The 20,081-nt window shown below is 72.8% G+C and carries 20 protein-coding genes; 12 read left to right on the top strand and 8 right to left on the bottom strand.

The genetic code is table 11. The features are described 5' to 3' along the window. Positions 1-132 precede the first annotated feature (132 nt). The 5 genes from P696_RS0108465 (at position 133) to P696_RS0108445 (ending at position 4,225) form a co-directional block, all read left to right on the top strand. On the top strand, positions 133-1,410 hold the full coding sequence (locus P696_RS0108465) for a M16 family metallopeptidase (protein WP_026412006.1): 1,278 nt from the start codon (positions 133-135) through the stop codon (positions 1,408-1,410). 65 nt (positions 1,411-1,475) lie between these two features. Continuing rightward, the gene (locus P696_RS0108460) at positions 1,476-1,853 is read left to right on the top strand and encodes a phage holin family protein (RefSeq protein WP_026412005.1); all 378 of its coding nucleotides are present in this window, start codon (positions 1,476-1,478) and stop codon (positions 1,851-1,853) included. A gap of 173 nt (positions 1,854-2,026) precedes the next feature. Next, positions 2,027-2,773: a 4-hydroxy-tetrahydrodipicolinate reductase gene (gene dapB, locus P696_RS0108455; protein WP_084336984.1), complete on the top strand. Its 747-nt coding sequence runs from the start codon at positions 2,027-2,029 to the stop codon at positions 2,771-2,773. Beyond that, positions 2,770-3,348 (top strand): transglutaminase-like domain-containing protein, encoded by a 579-nt coding sequence (locus tag P696_RS0108450; RefSeq protein WP_026412003.1) that lies wholly within the window; start codon positions 2,770-2,772, stop codon positions 3,346-3,348. The genes dapB and P696_RS0108450 overlap by 4 nt, the downstream gene beginning before the upstream one ends. Before the next feature lie 22 nt (positions 3,349-3,370). After that, positions 3,371-4,225 (top strand): SCO6745 family protein, encoded by an 855-nt coding sequence (locus P696_RS0108445; RefSeq protein ID WP_026412002.1) that lies wholly within the window; start codon positions 3,371-3,373, stop codon positions 4,223-4,225. A 42-nt stretch (positions 4,226-4,267) separates the two neighbouring features. Here the strand turns inward: P696_RS0108445 and ftsH are convergent, their stop codons facing one another. Then, positions 4,268-6,421, bottom strand: a complete 2,154-nt coding sequence (gene ftsH / locus P696_RS44105) for an ATP-dependent zinc metalloprotease FtsH (RefSeq protein ID WP_084336982.1) — start codon at positions 6,419-6,421, stop codon at positions 4,268-4,270. A gap of 151 nt (positions 6,422-6,572) precedes the next feature. Then, positions 6,573-7,346 (bottom strand): molybdate ABC transporter substrate-binding protein, encoded by a 774-nt coding sequence (gene modA / locus P696_RS0108435; RefSeq protein ID WP_026412001.1) that lies wholly within the window; start codon positions 7,344-7,346, stop codon positions 6,573-6,575. Positions 7,347-7,491: 145 nt separating this feature from the next. Between modA and P696_RS0108430 the strand changes: the two genes are divergently transcribed. Then, on the top strand, positions 7,492-8,181 hold the full coding sequence (locus P696_RS0108430) for a uracil-DNA glycosylase (RefSeq protein WP_026412000.1): 690 nt from the start codon (positions 7,492-7,494) through the stop codon (positions 8,179-8,181). 113 nt (positions 8,182-8,294) lie between these two features. After that, positions 8,295-9,323 (top strand): hypothetical protein, encoded by a 1,029-nt coding sequence (locus tag P696_RS0108425; protein WP_157429561.1) that lies wholly within the window; start codon positions 8,295-8,297, stop codon positions 9,321-9,323. On the opposite strand, the gene P696_RS0108420 is transcribed toward P696_RS0108425, so the two are convergent. The 5 genes from P696_RS0108420 to P696_RS0108400 all read right to left on the bottom strand — a co-directional run bounded on the left by P696_RS0108420 (position 9,287) and on the right by P696_RS0108400 (position 14,628). Further along, positions 9,287-10,153, bottom strand: a complete 867-nt coding sequence (locus P696_RS0108420; RefSeq protein WP_026411998.1) for a 1,4-dihydroxy-2-naphthoate polyprenyltransferase — start codon at positions 10,151-10,153, stop codon at positions 9,287-9,289. The genes P696_RS0108425 and P696_RS0108420 overlap by 37 nt on opposite strands. A 66-nt stretch (positions 10,154-10,219) precedes the next feature. Continuing rightward, positions 10,220-11,902 carry an MFS transporter gene (locus P696_RS44100; RefSeq protein WP_245627564.1) on the bottom strand — a complete coding sequence of 561 codons (1,683 nt, stop codon included), beginning with the start codon at positions 11,900-11,902 and terminating at the stop codon, positions 10,220-10,222. A 34-nt stretch (positions 11,903-11,936) separates the two neighbouring features. Further along, complete coding sequence (locus tag P696_RS44095; RefSeq protein WP_034483469.1) at positions 11,937-12,509, bottom strand: GNAT family N-acetyltransferase; 573 nt, start codon at positions 12,507-12,509, stop codon at positions 11,937-11,939. 21 nt (positions 12,510-12,530) lie between these two features. Next, positions 12,531-13,130, bottom strand: coding sequence for a CGNR zinc finger domain-containing protein (locus tag P696_RS44090; RefSeq protein WP_051467042.1), 600 nt, complete (start codon positions 13,128-13,130; stop codon positions 12,531-12,533). Positions 13,131-13,233: 103 nt separating this feature from the next. Then, entirely contained in the window at positions 13,234-14,628 is a 1,395-nt protein-coding gene (locus P696_RS0108400; protein WP_026411997.1) for an aminotransferase-like domain-containing protein, read from the bottom strand. Here P696_RS0108400 and P696_RS0108395 point away from each other — a divergent pair. Continuing rightward, positions 14,627-15,595 (top strand): DMT family transporter, encoded by a 969-nt coding sequence (locus P696_RS0108395; RefSeq protein ID WP_084336980.1) that lies wholly within the window; start codon positions 14,627-14,629, stop codon positions 15,593-15,595. The two genes, P696_RS0108400 and P696_RS0108395, sit on opposite strands and share 2 nt — an antisense overlap. Before the next feature lie 15 nt (positions 15,596-15,610). Here P696_RS0108395 and P696_RS0108390 read toward each other — a convergent pair whose 3' ends face one another. Further along, positions 15,611-15,799 (bottom strand): hypothetical protein, encoded by a 189-nt coding sequence (locus P696_RS0108390; RefSeq protein WP_026411995.1) that lies wholly within the window; start codon positions 15,797-15,799, stop codon positions 15,611-15,613. A 112-nt stretch (positions 15,800-15,911) separates the two neighbouring features. On the opposite strand from P696_RS0108390, the gene P696_RS0108385 reads away from it, so the two are divergent. The 4 genes from P696_RS0108385 (at position 15,912) to P696_RS0108370 (ending at position 20,039) form a co-directional block, all read left to right on the top strand. Beyond that, positions 15,912-16,937: a glycoside hydrolase family 18 protein gene (locus P696_RS0108385; protein ID WP_245627563.1), complete on the top strand. Its 1,026-nt coding sequence runs from the start codon at positions 15,912-15,914 to the stop codon at positions 16,935-16,937. Between the two features lie 130 nt (positions 16,938-17,067). Further along, entirely contained in the window at positions 17,068-17,283 is a 216-nt protein-coding gene (locus P696_RS0108380; RefSeq protein WP_026411993.1) for a hypothetical protein, read from the top strand. Positions 17,284-17,430: 147 nt separating this feature from the next. Further along, on the top strand, positions 17,431-18,354 hold the full coding sequence (gene dapA, locus P696_RS0108375) for a 4-hydroxy-tetrahydrodipicolinate synthase (protein ID WP_084336978.1): 924 nt from the start codon (positions 17,431-17,433) through the stop codon (positions 18,352-18,354). Continuing rightward, entirely contained in the window at positions 18,351-20,039 is a 1,689-nt protein-coding gene (locus P696_RS0108370) for a ribonuclease J (protein WP_026411991.1), read from the top strand. The genes dapA and P696_RS0108370 overlap by 4 nt, the downstream gene beginning before the upstream one ends. Positions 20,040-20,081 lie beyond the last annotated feature (42 nt).

Genomic DNA, 20,081 nt, shown 5'->3' with positions numbered 1-20,081 from the left:
ATCCGCCGTTCCGATCGGCCCGTCCCGTCAGCTGACGGGACGGGCCGTCGGTCCGTCCAACCCCTGGAGATCCACCCCGTGACCAGCCCGCACCAGCCCGGCCGCAGTCCCCGGAGCGGCCAGCCCGACTCCGTGTCCGAGGGGGAGGGCGCCGTCCGGCGGACCGTGCTCCCCGGCGGGCTCCGGGTCATCACCGAGACGCTGCCGACGGTCCGCTCGGCGGCGTTCGGCATCTGGGCCGCGGTCGGCTCGCGGGACGAGGAGGTCGCCGACGCGGGCGCCAGCCACTACCTGGAGCACGTGCTGTTCAAGGGCACGGACCGGCGCTCGGCGCTGGAGATCTCGGCGGCGGTGGAGGCGGTCGGCGGCGACCTCAACGCCTTCACGGCCAAGGAGTACACCTGCTACTACGCGCGGGTGCTGGACAGCGACCTGCCGCTGGCGGTGGACGTGGTGTCCGACATGGTCGCCGCGTCGGTGAACCGGCCCGAGGACGTCGAGGCCGAGCGCGGGGTGATCCTCGAAGAGATCCACATGCGCGACGACGACCCGGGCGACCTGATCCACGACGAGTTCTCGCTCGCGCTGTACGGCGACGTCCCGCTGGGCCGTCCGATCCTCGGCACCGAGGAGTCGATCAACGCGCTGTCGCGGGACCGGATCCACGGCTACTACCGCGACCACTACAAGCCGTCCGACCTGGTGGTGTCGGTCGCGGGCAACATCGACCACGACGAGGTCGTCCGGCTGGTCGAGACGGCGTGGGCGCCGTACCTGACCGACGTGGGCGCGCCGTCGCCGTCCGCGCCGCGCGTCGGAGGCCCGGACATTCCGGTCGACCCGACGGTCCGGGTGCTGGACAAGGACACCGAGCAGGCGCACATCGTGCTCGGCTGCGAGGGCGTCCGCCGCACCGACGACCGCCGGTTCGCGCTGGGCGTGCTGAACGCGGCGCTCGGCGGCGGGATGTCGTCCCGGCTGTTCCAGGAGATCCGCGAGAAGCGCGGCCTGGCGTACTCGGTGTACAGCTTCACCTCGCAGTACGCCGACAGCGGGATCTTCGGCGTGTACGCGGGCTGCCAGCCCGGCAAGGCCGAGGAGGTGCTGGCGATCTGCCGCGAGGAGATCGACCGCGTGCTCTCCGGCGGGCTCACCGACGAGGAGCTGGAGCGGGGCAAGGGCCAGCTGCGTGGCGGCATGGTGCTCGGCCTGGAGGACACCGGGTCCCGGATGTCCCGCATCGGCAAGAGCGAGCTGGTGTACGAGTCGCTGCTGCCGGTGGACGAGGTGCTCGCCCGGATCCAGGCGGTCACGCAGGACGACGTCCGCGAGATCGCCGCGGAGGTGCTCGGACGTCCGCAGGCGCTCACCGTCATCGGGCCGTTCGAGGACGCCGACTTCTCGCTCTGAGCCGCCGCCGTCACACGGCGGTCACGGTCCGTTACCCGGCGTTCATGATCGGGTAGGGACCGGGCATGAGATTTCTGCTCAGGACCGTGATCTGCGCGGTCGCGCTGTGGGTCGCGACCGCGTTGGTGCACGGGATCGAGGTGACCACCGCGAACAGCACCAAGCAGGGCTTCACCCTGCTCGGGGTCGCGGTGATCTTCGGCCTGGTGAACGCGTTCGTCAAGCCGGTCATCCAGGTGCTCGGCTGCGCGTTCTACGTGCTGACCCTCGGGCTGTTCGCGCTGGTCGTGAACGCGCTGCTGTTCATGCTGACGAGCTGGCTGGCCAAGCAGCTGAGCCTGCCGTTCCACGTGGACGGCTTCTGGTCGGCCTTCTGGGGCGCGATCATCGTCGGGATCGTGAGCTGGCTGCTCAACCTGTTCGTCGCCAACGGGCGCGACTGACCGCCGACGGACGGGGGCGACTGACCGCGGACGGACGTGACTGACGGCTGACGGGAGCGACCGGGCGTCGAGGGGCGTGACGGGTCGCCGACGGGCGTGACCGGCCGGGCCGCCGGGGGCGGTCGGGCCCCGCGATAGGCTCGGGCGGACCTACGCAGACCTGGAGGAACATCGTGATCAGGGTTGGGGTGCTCGGCGCGCGCGGCCGGATGGGCAGCGAGGTGTGCCGGGCCGTGGAGGGCGCGGACGACCTGGAACTGGTCGCGGCGCTCGACCAGGGCGACGCGCTCGACGAGCTCGCCAAGGCGGGCGCCGAGGCCGTCGTCGACTTCACCCACCCCGACGTGGTCATGGACAACCTGCGCTTTCTGGTCGGGCACGGCATCCACGCCGTGGTCGGCACGACCGGGTTCGACGCCGCGCGGCTGGACACCGTCCGGTCCTGGCAGGCGGCGACGCCCGGCGGGCAGGTCCTCATCGCGCCGAACTTCGGCATCGGCGCGGTGCTGATGATGCACTTCGCGACCAAGGCCGCGCCGTTCTTCGAGTCGGTCGAGATCGTCGAGCTGCACCACCCGAACAAGGCGGACGCGCCGTCCGGCACCGCGCGCCGCACCGCCGAGCTGGTCGCCGCCGCCCGCGCCGAGGCCGGGGCGGCCCCCTCGCCGGACGCGACCAGCCAGGAGATCCCGGGCGCGCGCGGCGCGGACGTCGACGGCGTCCGGGTGCACGCCGTCCGGCTGTCCGGCCTGATCGCGCACCAGGAGGTGCTGCTCGGCGGGCACGGCGAGACCTTCACGATCCGGCACGACTCGATGAACCGCGAGTCGTTCATGCCGGGCGTCCTGCTGGGCGTCCGCCGGGCCGCCGGGCTGCCGGACCGGCTGACCGTCGGCATCGAGTCCCTGCTCGGCCTGTGAGGTTCTCCCCGGTCTTCGACGCCGAACCCTGGGCGTACCTCGGCGCGGACGAGGCGGTCGACGTCGAGCACCCGCTCGTCCGGTCGATCGCCTCCGAGCTGAGGACGGGCGACGACCTCACCTACGCACGGCTGGCGTTCGAGTACGTCCGCGACAACGTGAGCCATCCGGGGGACGTCCCGGATCCGCGTGTGACCTGGCGGGCCTCGGACGTCCTGGAGCAGGGGACGGGCTTCTGCCACGCGCAGGCCCACGCCCTGACCGCGCTGCTGCGCGCCGGCGGGATCCAGGCGGGGCTGTGCTACCAGCGGCTTCGCGACGGCGACCGGTTCTTCCTGCATGGGCTGACCGCCGTGCTCGCCGACGACTGCTGGGTGCGTCTCGACTCGCGCGGGGTCGATCTGGCCTTCTCGGCGTCGGAGGACCGCCTGGCGTACGTCGCGGACCCGTCCGCGGGCGAGCTCGACTACCCGACGGTCTTCGCGGCGCCTCCGGAGGTCGTCCTCGGCGCGCTTCGGAGCGACGCGGACGCCCTCGAGATCATCCGGGACGGGCTCCTGCCTTCTGCGCTCTGACCTGATCGTCCAGAATGTTCGGGTGGACGATTCTGTGACGCGGCGTCTGTGGACGCTCTTCGAGCCCGTGCACGCCGTCACCTACTTCTCGGCGGAGTGCGTCGAGGCGAACCGGCGTCTCGGCCTGCGCGGCTACTGGATGGGGTACTTCGGGAGCCGGGCCGCGCCGATGGGCGCGGTGTCGCCGGGCGTGGTGGCGGCCGTGTTCCACGGGTTCCACCCCGATCGCGTGCGGCGGGCCGTCCCGGACGCCTGGTCGTTCGCGGCGCCGGAGAAGATCGTGGTCGCGCGGGCCGAGGCCGCCGCCGCGGCGCTCCGGCGCATCCTCCCCGAGGTGGACGAGGCGGCCGAGGTCGCCCTTCCGCTGGTCGAGCGGGTCGTCCGGGCGGCGGACGGGGCGGGTCGGCCGCTGTTCGCCGCGAACCAGGCGCTGGAGTGGCCGGACGACCCCGTCGCCGCGCTCTGGCAGGGCGCCACGTCGCTGCGCGAGGAACGCGGCGACGGGCATGTGGCGCTGCTGACCACGGAGGGCCTGGACGGCTGTGAGGCCAACGTCCTCGCCACCGCGACCAGCGCGGACTCGCCGGGGGAGTGGCTCAGGGAGAGCCGGGCCTGGTCGCAGGACGAGTGGGCCGCGGCCGTCCGGCGGCTCGCCGGACGGGGCCTGCTCGACGCGGGCGGCGGGGCGAGTGAGGAGGGCCGCCGCCTCAAGGCGCATATCGAGGCCCGCACCGACGCGCTGGCGTCCCGTCCGCTCCGGGCCCTGGACGACCCGGAGCGCCTGGCGAAGGCCCTGGAGCCCATCGCTCGGGCCGTGGCGGACTCGGGCGACCTCCCGTTCCCCAATCCGGTCGGCGTCCCCCGCTCCGCGCGCTAGCCCGGCGCGGCGAGCCGTGCCGAGCCGTGCCGGGGGCCGGGATCAGCCGGTCGTGGTGCCCTCGGCGCCGCCCTCGGGCGTGCCGGAGCGCGTGAGGGCGGGCCGGGTGGAGGCGCGGGGGATGCCCGCGGCGGCGTAGGCGCCCGCCTCGTCGAGCGTCTCGGCCTGCAGCAGCGTCGTCGCGAGGGCGTCCAGCTTGTCGCGGTTGTCGCTCAGGGTGCGCAGGGCCTCCTGGTAGCACTCGTCGACGATGCGGCGGGCCTCCTCGTCGACGGCGTCGAGGGTGCCCTGGGAGGCGTACTGGCTCATGGGGTCGCCGCCGTCCGGCGGGAGGACCGAGAGCGGGCCGATGCGGTTCGACATGCCCCAGCGGCCGACCATGCCCCGGGCGATCTGGGTGACCTGCTGCAGGTCGCTCTCGGCCCCTGTGGTGATCACGCCGAACACCAGCTCCTCGGCCGCCATGCCGCCGAGCGCGCCGATGATCCGGCCGCGCAGGTACCTCTCGTCGTAGGCGTAGCGGTCGCTCTCCGGGGTGGAGACGGTGACGCCGAGGGCGCGGCCGTGCGGGACGATCGTGATCTTCCGGACGGGGTCGGCGCCAGGGTAGAGCATGCCGAGCAGCGCGTGGCCGGACTCGTGGAAGGACGTGCGGCGGCGCTCCTCCTCGGGCATCACCAGCGAGCGGCGGGTGCCGAGCTGGATCTTCTCCAGCGCGGTGTGGAAGTCGGTGTTGTCGGTGGCGGTGTGGCCGCGCTTGACCGCCATGAGGGCCGCCTCGTTCACCAGGTTCGCCAGCTCCGCGCCGGTCATGCCGGGCGTCATCTTGGCGAGGTCGGTGAGGTCGACCTCGGGCGCGATCGGGACGTCCCGGATGTGTACCTTGAGGATCGCGACCCGGCCGTCCAGGTCGGGCGGGGACACGGTGATCTGCCGGTCGAACCGGCCGGGGCGCAGCAGCGCCGCGTCCAGGATGTCCGGGCGGTTGGTCGCGGCGATCACCACGACGCCCTCGGAGCCGGAGAACCCGTCCATCTCGGTGAGGATCTGGTTGAGGGTCTGCTCGCGCTCGTCGTGCCCGCCCATGCTGGCGCTGGAGCTGCGGGTGCGGCCGATCGTGTCGATCTCGTCGATGAAGATGATGGACGGCGCGGTCTTGCGGGCCTCGGTGAACAGCTCGCGCACCCGGGCCGCGCCGACGCCGACGACCATCTCGATGAACTCCGACGCCGCCGCCGAGTAGAACGGCACGTCGGCCTCGCCCGCGACGGCGCGCGCGAGCAGCGTCTTCCCGGTGCCGGGCGCGCCGGTCAGCAGGACGCCGCGCGGGGCGCGGGCGCCCATCCGGCGGTACTTGTCGGGGTCCCTGAGGAAGTCGACGATCTCCTCGAGCTCGGCCTCGACCTCGTCGATCCCGGCGACGTCGGCGAACGTGGCGCGCTTCTCGTCCGGGGTCACGGGCTTGGGGGAGCGGCCGAAGCCGCCGAGCATGCCGCCGCCGCGTCCGCCGCCGGTCATGCGCCGCTGGATCCAGATCATCGCGCCGATCCACAGGCCGACGAACAGCAGCGTGGGCAGCAGCGACAGCAGCAGGTTCGCCAGGAGCCCGCGGCTCTCGGTGACGGGCTTGGCCTCGACGACCACGCCCTTGCTCACCATCTCGCCGAAGATGTTGTCGTTGGCGAACTCGGGACGGAGCGTCTTGAAGTCGGTGTAGGTCTTGCCCTTGTCGTCCTGGCCGGGGATCTGCCGGGCCTGCTTCAGCTTGCCCTGGATCTCGAAGCCCTTGGTGTAGACGTCCTTGACGTTGCCCGCGGAGACCTGCTGGGTGAACGCGGTGTAGGGGATGTCGGCGCGTTCCTTCTGGCCCGCGATGTGCATGGACGTGTAGCTCAGCGCGAACACCAGCAGGAGCAGCAGCCAGAAGATGATCGTGTTGCGGCCCGGCCGGAAGCCGCCCCCGCCGCCCTTGTCGTCCCCGTTGCCGTTGTTGTTCTTCTTCTCGGCGGGCCGGTGCTTCACGCCCTCGGCCCGCCAGGGCTGGTCGGGCTTGTCGCGGGGCGGTACCGACTGCCTCCGCTCGGGCTGCCTCGTGCCGGGCCGCCCGTGGTCGGGTCGGCCGTTGTCGGGGCGTCCGTTGTCGGGACGAGCCCGTTCCGGACGGCCCGGCGGCGTCTCCCCTGGATTCGACGGCACCTTCGCTCCCCTGCATCCCTCAGCGCGCCCGGAACCCGGGGGCGGAACAAGATCTTCCCTGGTCAGCGGCCTGGAAAACCCGGGCCGCGGGCCGGTGCGACGGGCTCGGCGCGCGCCCGCGTACGGGCGCCCCCGGCCGGTCGCCGGGGTGTCAGCCGCCCGCCGCCGGAGCGGCGAACCCGTACTTCTGGAACAACGAACGAGCGGTCGCGGATGTCAGCCATGTGACGAACGCCTCCGACTGCTTCGCGTGTCCTCCGCGCACCACCGCCGCCGGATAGGACGCCCTGACGTTCATCGCCGTCGGAATCGGCACGCTTCCGGCCGCCACGCCCGCGGAACGGAGGTCGGTGACATACACCACGCCCGCGTCCGCCTGGCCGGACCGGACCCGGTCCAGGACGGCCCGGGAACTGATCTCCTGCGACGACGTCCGGACGGTCAGCCCGGCATGGGCGAACATCTGCTGCGCGTACCGTCCGACCGGGACGATCGGCCCGCCCGTGACCACCCGGAGACCGGGCCTGACCAGGTCGAACGGCGAGCGCAGCTTCTTGGGGTTCCCGGGCCGGACGGCGATGGCCAGCGAGTTCCCCGCGACGATCCGCGGGCGGCCCGCGAGCCGTCGCGAGACCTCTTTGAGGGACGTCTCGTCCGCGGTGACCAGGACGTCGGCGGGCTGGTGGTCCCCGACCCTCGCGGTCATCTCCTGGGAGCCGCCGTACACCGTCCGGAACCGCACGGACGGATGCTCCTGGTGGTAGGTGCCGCCCAGCTCGTCCATGACGTCGCTCAGCGAGGACGCGGCCAGGACGGTCAGCGTCACCGGCCCGGACGAGCCGCCGCACCCCGCGAGGAGCGCGCCGAGCACGGCGATCAGGGACGGACCGGCGAGGAGCCTCCGCCATCGGGGGGAGTCGGGCATATGCCGTCATCCTAGGGTCGGTCCCGGCTCGTCCGGGTGATTCGCTCCGGTGATTCGGTCCGGTGATTCGTGCCGGGCGTGTCAGTGCCCCGGACTAGGGTTCTGCCCAGTGATCCTCGCGAAACCCCGGCTGGAGAGTCCCCCGATGACGTTCGACCTGATGGAGCAGCTGCCCGCCGACTGGCAGGAGCGCCTCGATCCGCTGCTCGACCCGGCAAGGACCGCCGCGCTCGGCGCGTTCGTGGCCGGGGAGTACGAGGAGCAGACGGTCTACCCGCCGCGGGAGGACCTGTTCAACGCCTTCCGGCACTGCCCGTACGACCGGGCGCGCGTGCTGATCCTCGGGCAGGACCCGTACCACGGCCCCGGCCAGGCGCACGGCCTGTCGTTCAGCGTGAAGCCGGGCGTGAAGCTGCCGCCGTCGCTGCGCAACATCTACAAGGAGCTCGCGAGCGACCTCGACGTCCCGGTCAACAAGCAGGGCGACCTGACGCCGTGGGCCGACCAGGGCGTCCTCCTCCTCAACGCGGTGCTGACCGTCCGCGCCGGGGACGCCGGGTCGCACGCGAACAAGGGCTGGGAGGAGTTCACCGACGCGGCCATCCGCGCGCTGAACGAGAAGTCCGAGCGGGTCGTGTTCGTGCTGTGGGGCGCGTACGCGCGCAAGAAGGCCCGCCTCATCACCGGCGACCAGCACGTCGTGATCGAGTCGGCGCACCCGAGCCCGCTCAGCGCCAAGAAGTTCTGGGGCACCAAGCCGTTCAGCGCCGTCAACAAGGCCCTGGCGGACGCGGGCGAGCCCGAGATCGACTGGGACCTCGGTTCCGCCTCCTGACATGCCTGAGCGGCCCGCCGGGCCGTCTCGAGTGACCGTTTCCCCCGTCCGGGGGAAACGGTTCCCCTCCGGGCGGGAGGTGCGGCGGGACGGCCGTCGCGATGCTCGGAGGCATGACGATCATCGCTCAGCCCGTGCCGTCCGCCCCGCGCGGACGGCACGGGTCACCCGGCGCGCTGCGCCTCGCCATCGCGTACCTGACGTGCGCGGCGTGCGTCCCGTACATCGCGCTGAAGCTGACCTGGCTGTTCGGCGGGAACCTCGGCGTCAACGACACCGGGATGATGCACTCGACCAAGGTCGAGGTCGCGAACGTGATCACCTTCGCGCTGGACGCCACGACCATCCTGATCGAGCTCGCGTTCACCTACGGCTGGGGGCGGCGGCTGCCGTCCTGGCTGGTCGTGGTCCCGATCTGGGTCGGGACGGGGCTGCTGGCACCGCTCGCGCTGGGCATCCCGCTGGGCACGATCGTGCAGTTCGCGATGGGCGAGGGCTCACCGACGTCGTCGGCGGGGGCGTCCGCGCTCGATCCGTGGGTGTTCGTCGTGGTGTACGGCGGTTTCATCACGCAGGCCGCGGGGCTGACCGTCGCGTTCGCCTTCTACGCCAAGGCGCGGTGGCCCGAGGCGTTCGCCCTCCTCGCGCGGGACGTCCCGGCGGGGCCGACCGACGTCATGCGGCGCTTCCTCGCCTGGGCCGCGGCGGTCCCGATGGCCTTCGTCGTGATCGTGGACCTCTACTGGGCGTTCGGCGGCGACGGCGGCCGGAAGACCGACCTCAGCGCCACGCAGCAGGTGATCCAGTTCGTGGACGCCTCGCTCGCGCTCGCCGGGGCGGCCGGGGCGCTGGCGCTCGTCCAGCGGCGGAGCGGGCGGCTGCTCGTCCCCATGATCGCGACCTGGGTCGGCGGCGCCGCGGGCTTCTCCTACGGCCTGTTCACCTGCCTGGTGGCCGCGGACCCGGACACGACCACCCTGATGAACCTGGACGCCCTGGCGGGCATGCTCGGCGGCCTGGTGATCGCCCTGGCCGGCGCGTCCCTCATCGCGGAACGCGCCGCCGAGCGGGCCCCCGGGACGGAGGGCGGTGCGGAGAACGCCGGTCAGAGCGCGAGCCCGACCGCCAGCAGGACGCCGTAGACGATCTGGAGGCGGGCGGTCATCCCGAGCACCGGGATGAGGTCCTTGCCCTTGGCGCCCTGGATGACCTTCTGCGTGGGCGGCAGCGAGAACGGCGCGGCGAGCAGCGCGATCAGCACCCACGGGTGCGGGGCCGCGAGGGCGAGGACGATCATGAACGGCACCGCGCAGCACGCCGCGTACAGGATGCGCGTCCAGGGGCCGCCGAGGACGACGGCGAGGGTCCGCTTGCCGGACTCCTTGTCGTTCGGCAGGTCCCGCAGGTTGTTGACGACCAGCAGCGCGCACGCCAGCAGCCCGATCGGGACCGCGGCCGCCCACGCCTCCCACGGCAGCGTCTCGGTCTGGACGTACACGGTGCCGACGACCGCGACCAGCCCGAAGAACACGAACACCGAGATCTCGCCGAGGGCCCGGTACCCGTAGGGGTTCTTGCCGCCGGTGTAGAACCAGGCGGCGAGGATCGCGAACGCGCCGACCAGCAGCAGCCACCAGGACGTCACGGCGGCGAGCACCAGGCCCGCGACGGCCGCGACCGCGAAGCTGCCGAGCGCCGCCGCGAGCACCTGCTTCGGCTTGGCGACCTTCGAGCCGACCAGGCGCAGCGGCCCGACCCGGACCTCGTCGGTGCCGCGCACGCCGTCGCTGTAGTCGTTGGAGTAGTTCACCCCGATCTGCAGCACGAGCGCGACGACGGCGGCCAGCAGGGCGCGCCACCAGACGGCGTGCCCCGCACCGATCGCCACGCCGGTTCCGACGACGACGGGCACGAGCGAGGTGGGAAGGGTGCGGGGCCGGGAGCCGGCGACCCATTGGGGGAGCGTGGCCACAGTGATACGCCTAGTTCTCGAGGGTGCAAGGGGACGGGGACGGAAGTCGATTCTCGCCGATCGTGATCACTGCTCGGGTGCCGCCGTCCCGACACGTTCGGCCGTGAGCGTCTGAGCTGCGGGTTCGTCGTCCCGTGAGGCGCGGGACGTGCCCGCCGGGCGCAGGCGCAGGGAGAGCAGCAGCCCTCCGGCGAGGATGATCGCGGTGGCCAGGGCGCCCGCCCGGGACGCGTCGGCGAGGCTCGCGTCGGCGGCCCGCGCCACCTCGCCCATGCCGGACGTCCGGTGCAGGTCGCGGGCGTAGGTTCCGGCGCTGTGCCGCAGGTCGTGGGTGATCGCGTCACGCTGCCCGGCGGGCAGGCCGTCGCGGTCGAGGCGTCCGGACATCGCGTGCCCAAGCGTCGTCGCGAACACCGTCCCGATCACCGCGACGCCGAGCGCCGCGCCGATCTGCCGGGCCGTCGACTGGGTGCCGGACGCCTGCCCGGCGCGGTCCGGCGGGACGTCGGCGAGCGAGACGTTGGTGAGCTGCGCCGAGGTCAGCCCGAGCCCGAGCCCGTACAGCAGCATCCACGGCGCGAGCCCGAAGCCGCCGGTCGTGGGGGACAGGACGGCCGCGAGCGCGAGGACGGCGAGGACCTCCAGCGCCATACCGCCCTGGACGACCCGGTGCGGCCCGTACCGGTTGGCGAGCACGTGCGCGACCGCCCCGGAGCCGAACGCCCCGGCGGCCAGCGGCAGGATCGCGACGCTGATCTCCAGCGGCGCGCTGCCGTGCACGCCGAGCAGGAACAGCGGCAGGACGAACAGCAGGCCCAGCTCACCGACGTTGATCAGCGCCGAGGACAGGTTGCCGTTCCGGAAGTTCGGGATGGAGAACAGCGTCAGGTCGAGCATGACGGGCCGTCCGGCGGCGGCGCGGGCGCGCTCGACAACGGTCAGGACGGCCAGCAGCGCCAGCCCGGCGACGATCATGAGGGGGATCGGCGAGAGCCCGCCGACCGCGACGTTCCGGGTGGCGTTCCACCAGCCGAACGTGGGGCCCTCGATGATGCCGCAGACCAGCAGGCCGAACGCGAGCGCCGACAGCACCGCGCCGGGCCAGTCGACGCCGAGCCGCCCGCCCGCGCCGTCCGCGCGGGTCTCCGGGACGACCTTCAGGACGCCCCAGATCAGCACGGCCCCGAAGAACAGGTTCACGCCGAACGCCCAGCGCCACGTCCCGCCGGATGCGAGCGCGCCGCCGACCAGCGGGCCGAGCGCCGACATCCCGGCGATCGTCGCGCCCCAGATCCCGAAGGCGTGCGCGCGCTGCTTGCCGGTGAACATCGCGTTCAGCGTCGAGAGTGTGGCGGGCATCACCATGGACGCCCCGACCCCCTGCAGCGCCCGCGCGCCGATCAGGGTCGTCGAGTCGGACGACAGCGCCGCGAGGACGCTCGCGACGGTGAACACCGCCACCCCGAGGACGATCATCCGGCGGCGTCCGAACAGGTCCCCCGCGCGCCCGAACGGGATCAGCAGCGCCGCGAACACCAGGGCGTAGACCGAGGTCACCCACTCCGCGCTCGCGGTGCTCAGCCCCAGGTCGTCGACCAGCTGCGGGAGCAGCACGCCGACGATCGTGGCGTCCACCACGATCAGCGAGACGCCGAGGCTGATGACGACCGCGGCGAACAGCGCTCGGCGCGCGGTTCCGGCGTCCGCGGCCGGGGCGAGCGGCGGCGTCATGGAGGCGAGTCGGGGCACGGGTCCAAAAATATGCCCGCCGCCGGGATGCCCTTCACCCGCCCCGGCTCGTGGACGCCTCGTCCTCCGCGGGCGTGATGTCGGTGTGCAGCCGGATCTGGCGGACCGGCTCGCCCATGTCGAGGTCCCGGGCCGTCCCGTCCGGGGCCCAGCCCGCCGAGCCCAGGAACCGCCGGAGCACCTCGTCCCCCTCGAACGCCCAGGACACCAGGGTCCGGACGCCGTCCTCGCGGAGCAGGTCGACGGTCGCGGCGAGCAGCCGGCTGCCGTGCCCCTCCCGCGCGTGGACGGGATCGACCAGCAGGGTCAGCAGCTCGGCGGTCGTCGCGGCGTCGAGGTCGCCGTCCTCGGCAGGGCCGTGCGCCGCGAACCCGACGACCAGGTCGGACGCGACCGCGACCAGCAGCCGGTGCCGGGGGCTCGGCGGCGAGACCACCGCCTGCGTCCAGCTCTCCCGCCAGGCGTCCAGCGCCTCCGGGCTCGTCACCTGCTCCAGGACGCGCGCGGGCAGCAGCTCCGCGTACCCCTGCCGCCAGGCCCGCACCTGGATGTCGGCCACGGCCCCGGCGTCCGAGCGCCGTGCCGGACGTACTCCGACGTCAGCCATCCGCCACCTCCGCCGAGCAGCCTAGTGCTCCCCGGCCGGTTGATCATTTGCGCGGTCGGCCGGCTCGGGCGCGCGGAGGCGGGCCCGGTAGGCGCGGGTCTTGGTCCGGTTGCCGCAGACCCGCATCGAGCACCAGGCCCGCGAGCGGTTCTTGGACGTGTCGAGGAAGGCCCAGCGGCAGGTGCTCTCCTGGCAGACCTTGAGGCGGGCCCAGGTGCCGTCCGCGACGGCGTCCATGGTCGCCGCGGCGACCCGCGCCAGCCCCTCGCGGACGTCCGCCGAGCCGAGCGGGACGAGCCTGGGTGGCCCCCCGGTCAGAGTGATCCGCAGCGGGAGCGCGGTGAGCGCGCCCTCGAGCCCCGGCGGGAACCGCGGCCCGGACGGGTCGGACGGCCCGTGGTGGTCGTGCATCGCCGCGCGCAGCCCTTCGCGCAGGTCACGGGCGAGGCCGAGGTCGTCGCCGGTGGCGGTCCCGGCCGACCCGGACGCCACGAGGCCGTTGTCGCGCAGCCAGGCGGCGAGCCGTCCGGGCGTCTCGATCTCGTCGACGCCGGTCTCGACGTCCAGGGTGTTCACGAAGTCCCGCAGGAGCGCGGCCGCGTCGCGGGAAGTGTCGGTCATCGTGTCTCCTGCCCTCCCCCGGCAGGATATCAGCGCCGACACCGCCGTCCCGGGATCACCGGTTGCGACGCCTGGTGACACCGGCATCCGCCTCTCACTGGTGTCAAATGTGGAGGACGGTCGCCAGGCGGCGGACCCCCTCGGACAGCTCGGCCTCGGACGCGGCCCCTCCGTAGCTCAGGCGGAGGAACGGAGCCGAGGGCTCGGCGGGGAAGAAGGGACGTCCGGCGTTGACCAGGACGCCCGCGCGGAGGGCGTCGCGGGCCAGGGCCTCGTCGTCGGTGCCGTCCGGGAGGCGGGCCCACAGGTGCATGCCGCCGTCCGGCCGGGAGTGGCTCAGGCCGGGGAGATCGCGCGCGAGCGCGGCGGTGAGCGCGTCCCGGCGGGAGCGCAGGGCGGCGCGGACGGCCCGCAGGTGGCGCGGCCAGCCGGGCGAGGTGACGAGCTCCAGCAGCGTCTCCTGGAGCGGACGCGCCGGGAAGAACTCCGCGACGAGCTGCGTGGACCGGATGCGCTCGGCGACCGGCCCGCGCGCGACCACCGCCGCGACGCGCAGGCTCGGCGCGGTGGCCTTGGTCATCGACGCGATGTGCACGACGCGTCCGTCCGGGTCCGCCGACACCAGCGGGGCCGGGGCGGGCGTCCCGAACCCCAGGTGGCTGGCGTAGTCGTCCTCGACGATGAACGCGCCCGCCGCGCGTGCCACCGCCAGGACCTCGGCGCGCCGCTCTGCCGCCAGCGTCGCGCCCGTCGGGTTCTGGTAGGCGGGCTGGAAGTACAGGACGCGCGCCCCGGTCAGTTCGAACGCCTCGGCCAGCAGGTCGGGCCGCAGTCCGTGCTCGTCCGCCGGGACGGGCACCGGGTGCAGGCCGCTGGCGCGCGCGACGGCCAGCACGCCCAGGTACGTCGGCGACTCGACCAGGAGCGGCGATCCGGGCGGCGCGATCGCCCGCAGCACGGTGGTGAGGGACTGCTGGCCGCCGCTGCTGACCAGCACGTCGGACGGCGCGACCGAGCCGCCGATCGTCCGCGCGAACCAGGCGCGCAACTCCGGGACGCCGCCGAGCGGCGGGACCTCCCAGGCGTCCGGACGCCGCGCCGCACGGGCGGCGGCGAGGGACAGCGCGCGTAGCGGTTGCAGCGTCGGATGCAGATATCCGCCGCTGAGCGCTACCGCGCCCTCGGGGGGCGGAGTCAGCAGCCAGGTCATCCCGGACGGGTCCACCGAGCGATCCCCGAGCGCCACCGCCTGCCAGCCGTAGTCGGCGGGACCGGACGCGGGAACCGGCCGTTCGGCCACGTACGCGCCGCTGCCCGGACGCGTGACGACCAGTCCTTCCGCGGTCAGGAGCGAGAGCGCCCGCGTCACCGTGACCGGACTGACCCGATAGCGCTCCACCAGTTTCCGGCTCGACGGAAGGCGCTGCCCGGGGCGCAGCGCGCTCACCTCCGACCGCAGTCGATCGGCGAGAGAAAGCGCACTGCTATCCTGGTACATGAAGAACAAGGATAGCGCTACTCATGACAGGCCGGTAGCGGTCGGCGGGCTCGGCCTCGCCGCCCTCGGCGTTCTGACCTTTTCGGGAACCCTCCCCAGCACGGCCTTCGCGCTCCGGGGGCTCGACCCGTACCTCATCGGCATCGGACGTTCCGGAGTGGCCGCCGTCCTCGCCGCCCTTGCCCTCCTCTTCGTCCGCTGGAAGGCGGGCAAGGGCGACACGCCACAGCGATGGTTGCCGACGGCACGGCAGGTTCCCGCGCTGATCGCGGTCGCCGGAGGGGTCGTGTTCGGGTTTCCGATGCTGAGCACTCTGGCGCTCGACCACGGATCGTCATCGGCGCACGCGGCCGTGGTGATCGGGTTGCTGCCGGCCGCGACCGCCGTCGCCGCCGTCGTGCGCGCGGGGGAGCGGCCCTCCCCGGCGTTCTGGGCGGCGAGTGCTACCGGCCTTGTGGCCATCACCGCTTTCGCGCTCGGCCGGGCGGGAGGTCACGTCACCGCCGCCGACCTCCTGCTGTTCGGAGCGCTCCTCGCCGCCGCGATCGGCTACTGCGAGGGTGGACGCCTCGCCCGCGAGATGCCGGGCTGGCGCGTGATCTCCTGGGGCCTCGTCCTCGCCGCGCCCGTCTCCGTTCCTGTGACTGCCTGGCTCCTCGCGACCACCGAGCCGCGTTGGACGGGCGATTCGGTCGGTGGGTTCGCCTACGTCTCGTTGTTCTCCGCCTACCTGGGCTTCTTCGCCTGGTATGCGGGCCTCGGACGCGCCGGGATCGCCCGCGCCAGCCAGGTGCAGCTCGCCCAGCCGGTCATGAACCTGGTCTGGTCGGCCCTGCTGCTGAGCGAGTCCGTGGATGCCATGACCGGCCTGACCGCCGTCGTGGTCCTGGTCTGCGTGGCCCTGACCCAGCGCGCGCGCGTCGGACAGCGGCCCCTGCCGGTCCACGACCTGGGACGTTCCGGTTAGTCGCACACGCTCCGGTTAGTCGCGGACGATCTGGGCGAGCAGCGCGACGACCGTGGCGGCCAGGGTCAGCGGGACCGCGGTGTCGGGGAAGGCCGCGGCGATGCCCGCCGCGCCCGCCGCCAGGGCCAGGATGAGCAGGGTTCTGGTGGTGAGCAGGGGGCGGGGCGCTCGGGCGCGACTCCGACGTTTCGGTCGTGTGGACATGGCCTGCGCCTCCTTCTCGGAGTCGATCGCCTACCAGAAGTGTGCACCCGGTCACTGGATCTTGGCGGGAGCGGCGCGGCGTGTCGTCCACCCATCGGGAATGATGGGCGGAATGCGGCGGATCTTGCGGTGGACGGGGTGGTGTGCGGCCTATGCCCTCGGGCTGGTCCTGCTGGCCGGGGCGGGGGCCTGGGCCTGGTGGCAGGACGAGCCCGAAGCGCCCGGAACCGGGACGAACGCCCTGTGGGCCCGGCACCAGTGGGTCGGCGAGACGCACACCGACACCGAGTACCAGGCGTTCGCGCAGCTGTTGCGCGAGAACCGGATCACCGACGTGTACTTCCACGCGGGCCCCTTCGAGGCCGACGGGACGATCCCGCCGGAGAAGTACATGAACGCTCCCGCCCTGCTCAAGGCGCTGAAGAAGTACGCGCCGGACGTCCGGGCGCAGGCGTACCTCGGGCAGATCCGGATGGTCGAGGGGCACGGCGTCATCGAGATCGGCGACGCGCGCGTGCAGGAGCGGATCCTCCAGACCGACGCCGCGCTCCTCGACCTCGGATTCGCGGGGATCCACTACGACTTCGAGCCGATCTACCCGGACGACACCGCCTTCCTGCGGCTCCTCGCGCGCACGCGCGACCTGACCCACGCCCGTGGACGGCTCGTCTCGACGGCCCTCGAACAGCCGCCGCTTGCGGACGGCCTCCAGCCGGTGTTCAAGGCGCTGGCCCCTCGTACCGGCACCGCCCACTACCCTCCGCGTCCGACCGAGAGGTTCCTGCGGGACGTCGCCGACCTGGCCGACCAGGTCGCGATCATGACCTACGACACCGAGATGCCCACCCAGGCCCTCGCCGGCTGGCACTTCGCGCGCCACACCGAGCGGGTCCTGCGCCTGATCGGCGACCGGACGACGGTGTTCATGGGCGTCCCGACGTACCGGCCGGTGACGGACTGGGCGGAGAACCTCGAGGTCGCGCTGCGCGGCGTCCGGCGCGGGGTGGACGACCTGCCCCGGGCCCCGCGCCGTCCGTTCGGGGTCGGCGTCTACGCGGACTGGACGACGAGCCCCGACGAGTGGGCGCGTTACAGGGAGAGCTGGCTTACGCCGGGGAAAGGGAAAGTAGACGCTTGAGCCACCCCGGCGACCACGTTCCCAAACGCCGGTTCCCGCAGGTGAGAACCCCTGGATAGGGCGGCGTCCCAGGGGTAGTCATCGTGCGTATCGCCCTACTGGCGGATGGTGACGGAAAGTGGGGACGCCGATGAGTGACAAGCACACCCCGCGCGACGGCGACCGGCTGGTCCAGCTGACCTCCGAGTTCGACGGGTGGCACTTCGGCCGGGGTGGATCCGGCCGGTGGTGGGCCGTCCGCGGCAACGACCTCGTCCGGGCGGCGAGCGTCGAGGAGCTCCGTCATCGACTGCGGGAACTCGGTGCGCGCGAACTCGCCGGACGAGGACGCGTTTGGTCGGACTGACCCCGTAACGCGGCATTTGCGTGCCGCGATGTGGAGAGGAGAGGCCGCCCACCACGCGTACCCCCGAGCGTGTGGCGGGCGGCTTCTCCTGTCGTGAGGGGCACCTGAGGGTCCGAGTCGCCTGGCCGGAACGGTACCGTTCGGTGCATGGCACCCAGCACAACGAGTGACGCGCCGTTCGGGCGGATGCTGACCGCGATGGTCACGCCGTTCCTGCCGGACGGCGGAGTCGACTACGACGGCGCCGCCCGCCTGGCGACCCACCTGGTCGACCGGCAGCGCCATGACGGCCTGGTCGTCAACGGGACCACCGGAGAGTCCCCCACCACCAGCGACGCCGAGAAAGAGCGCCTGGTGCGCACCGTGGTCGAGGCCGTGGGCGACCGCGCCACCGTCGTCGCGGGTGCCGGCACCAACGACACCGAGCACAGCCGCCGCCTGGCCCGGCAGGCCGAGGCCGCCGGCGCGGACGCGCTGCTCGTGGTCACCCCGTACTACAACAAGCCGCCTCAAGACGGCCTGCTGGCGCACTTCCGGGCGGTCGCCGACGCGTCCGGCCTGCCCGTGATGCTGTACGACATCCCCGGCCGCGCCGGGGTGCCGATCGCGACCGACACGCTGATCCGGCTCGCGGACCACCCGCGGATCGTCGCGGTGAAGGACGCCAAGGGCGACCTGTTCGCGGGCTCGGCGGTCATGGCGAACACCGACCTGGTGTTCTACTCCGGCGACGACGCGCTGAACCTCGCCTGGCTCGCCATGGGCGCCGCCGGGTTCGTCAGCGTGGTCGGACATGTCGTCGGCGCCGACCTGCATGAGATGATCGACGCGTACCGGGCCGGAGACCACGGACGCGCGCTGGAGATCCACCGGCGCCTGCTGCCCGTGGTCACCGCCATCATGACCCGCACCCAGGGCGCGATCGCCGTCAAGGCCGCCCTGCAGCTGTTGGGCCTGCCCGGGGGTGGCGCGCTGCGACCCCCGTTGGCCGAGGCCGATTCCGAATTCGCAGCGCGCCTCGCAGAGGACCTCACGATTGGGGGAGTGCACGTGCCGGAGGTCGCTAGGTGAGCCATCCTCACCCTGAACTGTCGAGCCCGCCGCCGCTGGCGGCGGGAGGACTGCGCATCGTCGCGCTGGGCGGCCTGGGGGAGATCGGCCGCAACATGACGGTGTTCGAGCACGCCGGACGGCTGCTCGTCGTCGACTGCGGCGTGCTGTTCCCGGAGACGGAGCAGCCCGGGATCGACCTGATCCTGCCCGACTTCGACTACATCCGCGACCGCCTGGACGACATCGAGGCGGTCATCCTCACGCACGGCCACGAGGACCACATCGGGGCCGTCCCGTACCTGCTGCGCGAGCGGCCGGACATCCCGCTGGTCGGCTCCCGGCTGACCCTCGCGCTGCTGGCCGCCAAGCTGCAGGAACACAAGATCAGGCCGGTGCTCCGGGAGGTCAGGGAGGGCGACCGGCACGGGTACGGGCCGTTCGACGTCGAGTTCCTCGCCGTCAACCACTCCATCCCCGACGCCCTCGCCCTCGCCGTCCGGACGCCCGCCGGGCTCGTCCTGGCGACCGGCGACTTCAAGATGGACCAGCTCCCGTTGGACGGACGGCTGACCGACCTGCCCGGGTTCGCCCGGCTCGGCGCCGAGGGCATCGACCTGCTGATGTCCGACTCGACCAACGCCGAGGTGCCCGGCTTCGTCACCAGCGAGCGGGCCATCGGCCCGGTCGTGGACGAGGTGTTCCGCACCGCGGAGGAGCGGCTCATCGTCGCCTGCTTCGCCTCGCACGTGCACCGCGTCCAGCAGGTCCTGGACGCGGCCGTCGCCAACGGCCGCAAGGTCTGCTTCGTCGGCCGGTCCATGGTCCGCAACATGGGCGTCGCGCGCGAGCTCGGCTACCTGGACGTCCCCGACGAGATCATGGTGGACGTCAGGGACCTCGACACCGTCCCGCCGGACGAGCTGGTGCTGATCTGCACCGGGTCGCAGGGCGAGCCGATGTCGGCGCTGTCCCGGATGGCCGCGCGCGACCACCAGCAGATCCGGATCACCGAGCGCGACACCGTCATGCTCGCCTCGTCCCTGATCCCGGGCAACGAGACCTCGGTCAACCGGGTCATCAACGGGCTGACCCGGTGGGGCGCCCGCGTCGTGCACAAGGGCAACGCCCTGGTGCACGTGTCGGGGCACGCCTCGGCGGGCGAGCTGCTGTACGTCCTCAACATGACCAAGCCGGGCAACTTCATGCCGATCCACGGCGAGTGGCGGCACCTGCGGGCGCACGCCAAGCTCGCCGCGCAGACCGGCGTCCCGGACGAGAACATCGTCATCGCCGAGGACGGCGTGGTGGTCGACCTGGTGGACGGCCTCGCCAAGATCGTCGGCGCGGTCCCGGCCGGGTACGTCTACGTGGACGGCCTGTCGGTCGGCGAGGTCACCGAGACCTCGCTGAAGGACCGGCGGATCCTCGGCGAGGAGGGGTTCGTCTCCATCGTCGTCGGGATCGACTCCAGCACCGGCAAGCTGGTCGCGGGGCCGGAGATCCACGCGCGCGGCGCGGGCATCGTCTACACCGACTTCGACGTGATCATCGATCGCCTCGAGGACGCCCTGCGCGACGCCGCCTCCAACGGCGTCAACGACCACCACCAGATCAACCAGATCATCCGCCGCACCGTCGGCAAGTGGGTGAGCGACAACTACCGCCGCCGCCCGATGATCATCCCGGTCGTCGTCGAGGTCTGACGACCCGGCGAGGCCGCCGACGGCCCCGGACGGGCACCGCCC

The organism is Actinomadura oligospora ATCC 43269 (assembly GCF_000518265.1).
Classification (GTDB): Bacteria; Actinomycetota; Actinomycetes; order Streptosporangiales; family Streptosporangiaceae; genus Spirillospora; species Spirillospora oligospora.
This window is presented reverse-complemented; position numbering and strand designations above follow the sequence as displayed.